Origin of the sequence: Streptomyces sp. NRRL S-350 (genome assembly GCF_000719705.1) — a bacterium.
In the GTDB taxonomy this organism is placed as follows: Bacteria; Actinomycetota; Actinomycetes; order Streptomycetales; family Streptomycetaceae; genus Kitasatospora.
In genome coordinates this window covers 1-5,979 of the sequence record NZ_JOHO01000124.1, presented here as the reverse complement: position 1 = coordinate 5,979, position 5,979 = coordinate 1, and the positions used below count along the sequence as shown (strand labels likewise).

Annotated in this window: 6 protein-coding genes and 1 pseudogene; 5 read left to right on the top strand and 2 right to left on the bottom strand. The window is 72.7% G+C overall.

Translation table 11 applies throughout. The features are described from left to right. The first annotated feature begins 546 nt into the window (after positions 1 to 546). The 4 genes from IF30_RS0139735 (at position 547) to IF30_RS48445 (ending at position 2,887) form a co-directional block, all read left to right on the top strand. Positions 547 to 1,155, top strand: a complete 609-nt coding sequence (locus tag IF30_RS0139735) for a hypothetical protein (protein WP_030247830.1) — start codon at positions 547 to 549, stop codon at positions 1,153 to 1,155. Further along, on the top strand, positions 1,148 to 1,840 hold the full coding sequence (locus tag IF30_RS0139730; RefSeq protein WP_234323029.1) for a DUF402 domain-containing protein: 693 nt from the start codon (positions 1,148 to 1,150) through the stop codon (positions 1,838 to 1,840). The genes IF30_RS0139735 and IF30_RS0139730 overlap by 8 nt, the downstream gene beginning before the upstream one ends. 40 nt (positions 1,841 to 1,880) lie before the next feature. Beyond that, positions 1,881 to 2,363, top strand: a complete 483-nt coding sequence (locus tag IF30_RS47355; RefSeq protein WP_051712245.1) for an NUDIX domain-containing protein — start codon at positions 1,881 to 1,883, stop codon at positions 2,361 to 2,363. 362 nt (positions 2,364 to 2,725) lie between these two features. Further along, positions 2,726 to 2,887: a hypothetical protein gene (locus IF30_RS48445; RefSeq protein ID WP_158835960.1), complete on the top strand. Its 162-nt coding sequence runs from the start codon at positions 2,726 to 2,728 to the stop codon at positions 2,885 to 2,887. A 668-nt stretch (positions 2,888 to 3,555) separates the two neighbouring features. Here the strand turns inward: IF30_RS48445 and IF30_RS50045 are convergent. Further along, complete coding sequence (locus IF30_RS50045) at positions 3,556 to 3,768, bottom strand: hypothetical protein (RefSeq protein WP_030247827.1); 213 nt, start codon at positions 3,766 to 3,768, stop codon at positions 3,556 to 3,558. Positions 3,769 to 4,099: 331 nt separating this feature from the next. Beyond that, positions 4,100 to 4,375: pseudogene (locus IF30_RS50935) on the bottom strand (replication-relaxation family protein); the annotation flags it as partial. Positions 4,376 to 5,039: 664 nt separating this feature from the next. Here IF30_RS50935 and IF30_RS0139705 point away from each other — a divergent pair. Continuing rightward, positions 5,040 to 5,979, top strand: a 940-nt coding sequence (locus tag IF30_RS0139705; RefSeq protein WP_030247823.1) for a replication-relaxation family protein, incomplete at its 3' end; no start/stop codon positions are given.

Here is a 5,979-nt window from a genome sequence, read left to right as displayed (position 1 = left end):
TGACCTGCGCGATCTGGCACAACCGGACCACCGGCCGACCCATCACCCGCTCGCTGATCGCCTACGACCACTGACCGACTTCGGAACTACTCGTCTAGCGCGTCCCGACACACCGGCTACGGGTACCTGGAGGCGTTCTCCACCGAGGTCGAGCACCCGATCCCGCACCGCCGCTCCCTGTTCACCGACCTCGTGCTGCGCGACCCCGGCGCGGACGTGCCGGTGCTCCTGGTCGAGGTCGACCGCGAGAACGAGGGCGTCGGCACGCTCGTGGAGAAGCTCACCTCCTACCGCACCTGGTGCTAGCTCCCGGCGAAGGGCACGACGAAGACGGCCTTCGAGGCCTCGCTGCGCCGCCGGGGCGCCCGTACGCACGGCCTGCGGCTGTGGCCCACCGTCTACCCGCCGACCGGCCGCGAGGGCCTGCCGCCGGTCGCCCTGGTCCTGGAGGCCGGCCGCAAGCGCGACCGCCCCGGCGCCAAGCGGCTCACCCCGCAGCAGAAGAAGGAGAAGGCCAAGCGGGACCACGAGCGCCTGCTCAACCGCATGGACGAGGTCGAGACCGCCTCCGAGGACATCTGGCACGCCCCCGCGTACGGCGGCGACGCCGTCCACGCCCGCGACCACCACCGCGCCCTGCCCATCGTTGCCACCACCCTGACGCTGCTGCGCCGCTTCGGCGCCGACGGCCCGGTCTGGCACCGGTTCGGCCGCCGCGGCTGGCACGCCCTCGACCAGGCGCTGGCCAACCCAGGCGGCGACGAGCTGCTGCGTACGGAGCAGGCCGCCGCCGACCAGGCCCGCGTGCTCCTCGGGCACCTGCCCTCCGAGCGGCGCCTGGTCCATGACGCGGATCGCTGGTGGATCGGGATCGACGCCTTCGCCGCGTACCTGCGTGTCCAGCTGTGCGCGGGCCGCGTCCTCGACGACGGCCCCTTCGGCGACGTCTCCGCCGTCCTGGACGGTCCGGTCAACGCCACCGACCGCGAAGAACTCGCCCAGGCCGTCCAGGAGCTGCGCAAGCGCCTGGACGCCTCGCAGCCGCCGAACCGCTGGGCGGCCGGCCGCTACGGCTTCCCCCGGCCCTGGCCCGCCGTCACACCATTGAGCGGACTTCCCGGCCCCGGGGCCGGGAACACTCTTGGCCGTGACTGACACCGACAGCAGCCTGTTCCAGCCCGGCACCACTGTGGTGCGCCGCGACGTCCACGCCGGCCGGGTGTGGACCGCGATGCCCCAGCGCGTGGTCGACGACACCGGCCACGTGCTGACGCTGGCCTACTGGCCGGGGATCGAGAGCCTGGCCCCGACGACCTGGATCGCCTCGACGCGCACCGGCGACGACACCACCCGCAAGCAGGGCCTGGCCGACCTGGCGGCCGGCACCTGGACGCTGGGCCGTTACCGCTGGTCGGGCACCGAGCTGCTGAGCCACTTCCTGGCCGGCGAGTGGTTCTCCGTGCACTGCTTCCAGGACGCCGCCACCCGCGAGCCGCTGCGCTGGTACGTGAACTTCGAGCACCCCTACCAGCGCCGCCCCCACCTCGGCATCGACACCGTGGACCTCGCCCTCGACCTGGTCATCACCCCCGACCTGACGGGCCACCACTGGAAAGACACAGAGGAGTACGCCCAGCTGCGACGCCTCGGCGTGGTCGACGACTACGCGGGCCGCCAGATCGAGCAGGCCCGCGGCCGGGCGATCGCCATGCTGGACGACCGCACCGGGCCGTTCGCCGCCGGCTGGCCGACCTGGGCACTGGACCCGTCCTGGCCGCTGCCGACGCTGCCGCCCGGCGCCGGCGAAACGGCCACGTCGGCGACCGCGTACCGGCTGTGACGGGCACCAGCGCGGGAACCGGCCCGGGCCGGGTGCGGGTGTGCGCGGTCCTGGTCCACGGCGGCCGCGTCTGCCTGATCCGCCGCCATCGGGAAGCCGGCTCCAGCACTCGCTGCCCGGCGGCCTGGTCGAGGACGAGGACGGCGAGGAGGCCGCCGACGCGCTGAGCCGAGAACTGCTCGAGGAACTCTGCCTCGACCTGGCCGCGCTGCCCGACCCGCCGGTGCTCCGCTTCGTCCAGGACCAGGAGACCGAGCGGCCCGGCGAGGCGGAGCCGTTCCGGCGTCGGCACCTGGTCTTCACCGCCCACCTTCCCGACGGCCTCCACCAGGCCGTCGCCACGACGGAGCAGGACGCCCCGGACCGCGCGCCGGTGGTGTGGCTGCCAGTGGCCGACGCGGCCGGTCTCCACCTCTACCCGGACGTCGGCGCCGTCCTCGGCCAGGCCGTCCGGCTCGGCGCGGCCGCAGGCGGCCCGGTGCTACTCCCGGCGATGACCGCCACGTCCTCCCGGTGGCGCTGACCTCCCGCGTGCACACCGTGTGACTGAGCAGCGTAGATGGCCGAAGTTTTCAGGCTACTTGGCCAAGATCGAATGCATCCGAGCTGCTCACGGCCGCGAGGTCTGGTGCCGGACGACAGCGAACTGTCAGTGGCTGGCTGTACCGCGCGCTCGGCTGCGGCACGGCCTGCGACTCAACCGCGATCGGCGGCACGCCTGGTGACGCACCGATGACCCGCGCCGCTGACACTTCATGTCGTTTCGCTGAACCGGATGTCGTCCGGCAAGGCGGACGCGAAGGGGAGGCCGAGCGCCGGCTCTCCACCTGACCGCCCCTTGACCGCACGCCCCCACAGCCCCTCTCATGGAAGGACGGCGGGGAGGTGGTCACGGTGGCCGACGGACCGAACGGCGGACGCGACGTATCGGGAACGGTGATGGCCGTGGTGCTGGCGGTGATCGTGCTTGGCCTGATGCTCTTGGGGGCGACCGCGAACGACCCGCCCGGCCAGTCCGGCTGCATGGCCTCCTGCGACTTGCACTGAGCCTGCGCATCTCGACCCTCGGCGATGGCCCTTCCTTTTGAGCGCCCCCTGGGGGGATGTCCCCGCATGGGCGAGCGCCAGGTAGACCTGAGGAGCGTGTTGCCGCACGGCTGGTCCTTGTGACCGTCACTTCTCGTGCCTCACGTCGCCGATCACTGACATCTCACGTCGCGGCCCACTGACGTTCTGACGTCGTCCGACATCTGGCCAACTACGGTGAAAACCGTGGCCATCTACGGTGCTCAGCCACACACCGCAGCCGGCCCGGTGCGGGTTGCCTGTGAGGTGGCCTCTGAGCTTGCTACTCGGGGCTGCTTCTCGGACTTGCGTCAGGCGGTGCCGCCGGAAGCGGGTTTGCGCAGCTCAGCGCCCGTTGTCCATAGGTTGCCTCGCGCCGACTACTTCTCCCTGGGCACCTTCGGCGGTGCCGGGTGAAGTCCAGGCATCGGAGCGCCGAAGGAGAACAGGAGTAGGAGAGCCGGCACGCAGAGCAGGAGCGGAGACAAGATCCCGGCCACCTGATGCTGCGCGCCGACGGCGTGACGGGGTGTCCGCTGCGCGGTGGCCCGGCGGCCCCGCTTCGCGGCGCCACCGGCCGGGAGGAGGGTGGGGGAGGAGGGCGGCCGGGACGGCCGACGGCAGGCCACCCAGCGGCTCCCGCTCGCCGCCTATAGCTGCGTCCATCCGCACGGCCGCCCGCTGCTGCTGAGTGGGTGCCAGATGGGTGTGGACGGGCCGCGCTGGATGAGGTCCTCGATGCGGGTGGCGCCGGCCGGGACGGCGGCGAGCATGTCGGTGACGGTCGGGTTCTCCTCGGCGGCGAGGCGCAGGTCCGCCACCGCCGAGCGGATCCCGGCGGCCGCCGTGCCGACCAGGACCACCAGCAGCCGCGGGAACGCTCGCCAGCGCCGCTCCCATGCCCGGGCCCCGGCCGCCCGGCCCGGCCTGCTCCCACAGGGTGGCGCAGGCCGCCAGCTGCGCCGCGGTCTCCTCGGCGCCGACCCCGGGGCGGTGGCGTTCGACGAACGCCCGCAGCCGGTGTCGCTCGTCGCCGGTGCCTGCGGTGTAGGCGAGCTCGGCGGCGGGCCGGTACACACCGCCCTCGTCGGCGGACAGCGCTGGAGCGGGCAGGAGGTCGAGTGGGCCGCAGTCCTCGCCGCGCTCCCGGGCGTCGGCCACGAAGGCGGCGTGGATCCGGCCGACGTCGAGCAGGTGCTCGCGACCGTGCCTCACGGCGAACTGCTCGCCGTCCAGCGTCTGGGCGTCCGTGCGGCGGGCCTCGGGGAAAGTGGCCGCCACCGCCGCGCCCTGGGCGGTGAGGTGCCAGGCCTTCGCCCGGCCGGCCTGCGGCAGGGTCACGAAGTCGGCCAGGCCGTCGGTGTGGAGGCGGGTCAGCCGCTTCTGGGTCTGCTTGATTCCGGCGGTGCCGCCGTGCAGCTGGTGGAGCTGCTCGGCGGTCGCGAGCGTGAAGCGGTGAAGCGTGACCATAACGTCGTGGTCGGTCTCCAGATCCCCGTGCACGAAGGTGCTCCCTCATTCCGAAGCGCGGGCTTATCCCGTGCTCGGAGAATGGAACCCCACGAAACTCACCGGATTTCTCACCGTAATCCCATCCGCCAACCGGTCCCGACCTCGGGGCCCTCGGCGGCCTGATCGGCACGCATCTGACCTGATGGGATGGCCATCAAGGTTGCCCGGTGAGTTTCCTTGATGGCCTATCGAGGAAACTCACCAATGCCTTGGTGACCCCGGTGAGTTTGCCGGACCGCTTCCGTTCCCCCTGCCGTTTCCCCCTCCGCTGCCCCTACCGGCCACCTCAGGCGCGGGAGGCGAATCCGCCCAGCTCGGCGCCCGAATCCGGGCCGCCACCGCATTCTGACAACCCTCTTCTCCCGTCTTTCTGCTTTTGGTTTTGGTTTGTGGTTGTGGCGTTGTCGGTTGTTCGGTTCGGGTTGTTGCACCTGCGGTGGGCCTTTCCTCTTTTTGCGTCCCGCTGGTGCCGGCCGCGCGCTGGTCGGGGGCGGCGGCGCCGCCTGGATCAGGGGCGGTGAGAGAGGACGCGGCGCGCGGGCCAGGAACCGGCTTGGCCGCTGTCAGGAGCGCCGGATATCCCGGAGAGGCAGCAGCCGACCACCAGCACCGGGAGAGGCCCGTGAGCACCCGGCAGTGCCCCGACCACGACCACCAGGACGACGACCACGACCAGGCCGACGCCGCCGAACCAACCCAGCCGTCCCCGCCGGGACGGACCGCGTACCGGCGCGGCGCCGCCAACCCGAACGGCTCGACCACCGCGCTGCGGGCCGACGTCCTCAGCGCGCTCGGCGTCCTCAAGGTCGCCACCGGCGACCAGCTCCAGCGCCTGCTGCGCCCCGGAGCGGCGTCGAAGAAGGCGCTCCGGCAGGCCCTCAACGACCTCGCCCGGCACGGCCTGGTCGCCTCGGACGGCAACACCCGGGACCGGCACAAGATCTGGCGGTTGGAAGGGGCCGCCGGGTTGGACGCGGCTGCCGCCGTGCTCGGGATGGTCCGCTCGGAGATGGGCGGCACCGCTCGGGGCGCCGGTCGATCCGGTGCCCAGCACGCGATGGCCGTCAACGAGACGATCGCCGCGTTCGTCCTCGGCGGCACCGCGCCCGGGGCCGCGGGCGGGGTCGGCACAGTGCGCTCCTGGTCGACCGAGACCGAGTTCCCGCTGCCCGGTGGCAAGCGCAAGGTGCGCCCCGATGCGGTGTGGCAGGCCCCGGAGATCGGGGTGCCGGTGCTCATGGTCGAGGTCGACCGCTCCACCATGGCCCCGGCCGACGTCGCCGCGAAGTTCCCCCGGTACCGCGAGCTGTTCCGCACCAAGCTCCGCGACAACGACCCGTCCCTCGCCGACCGCGAGCCGGCCGACCGCACGGTGCACTGGTGGCGCCGGGCCTACCCCGGTCACACCCGCGCCGGGTACCCGCCCGTCGCGCTGGTCGTCACCGGTGCCGGGCCGGTCGCGTTGGCCAACCGGCAGCAGGCCGTCGCGGAGCTGTCCGCCGACTGCTGGTGCGGCCGGTGGTGCCGGGAGGTCCGCGACGACAACGACGACGGGTGGCGCG

Coding starts and splice junctions, on each gene's coding strand:
- IF30_RS0139735 (WP_030247830.1), top strand. CDS start 547: ATGGACGAGGTCGAGACCGCCTCCGAGGACATCTGGCACGCCCCCGCG.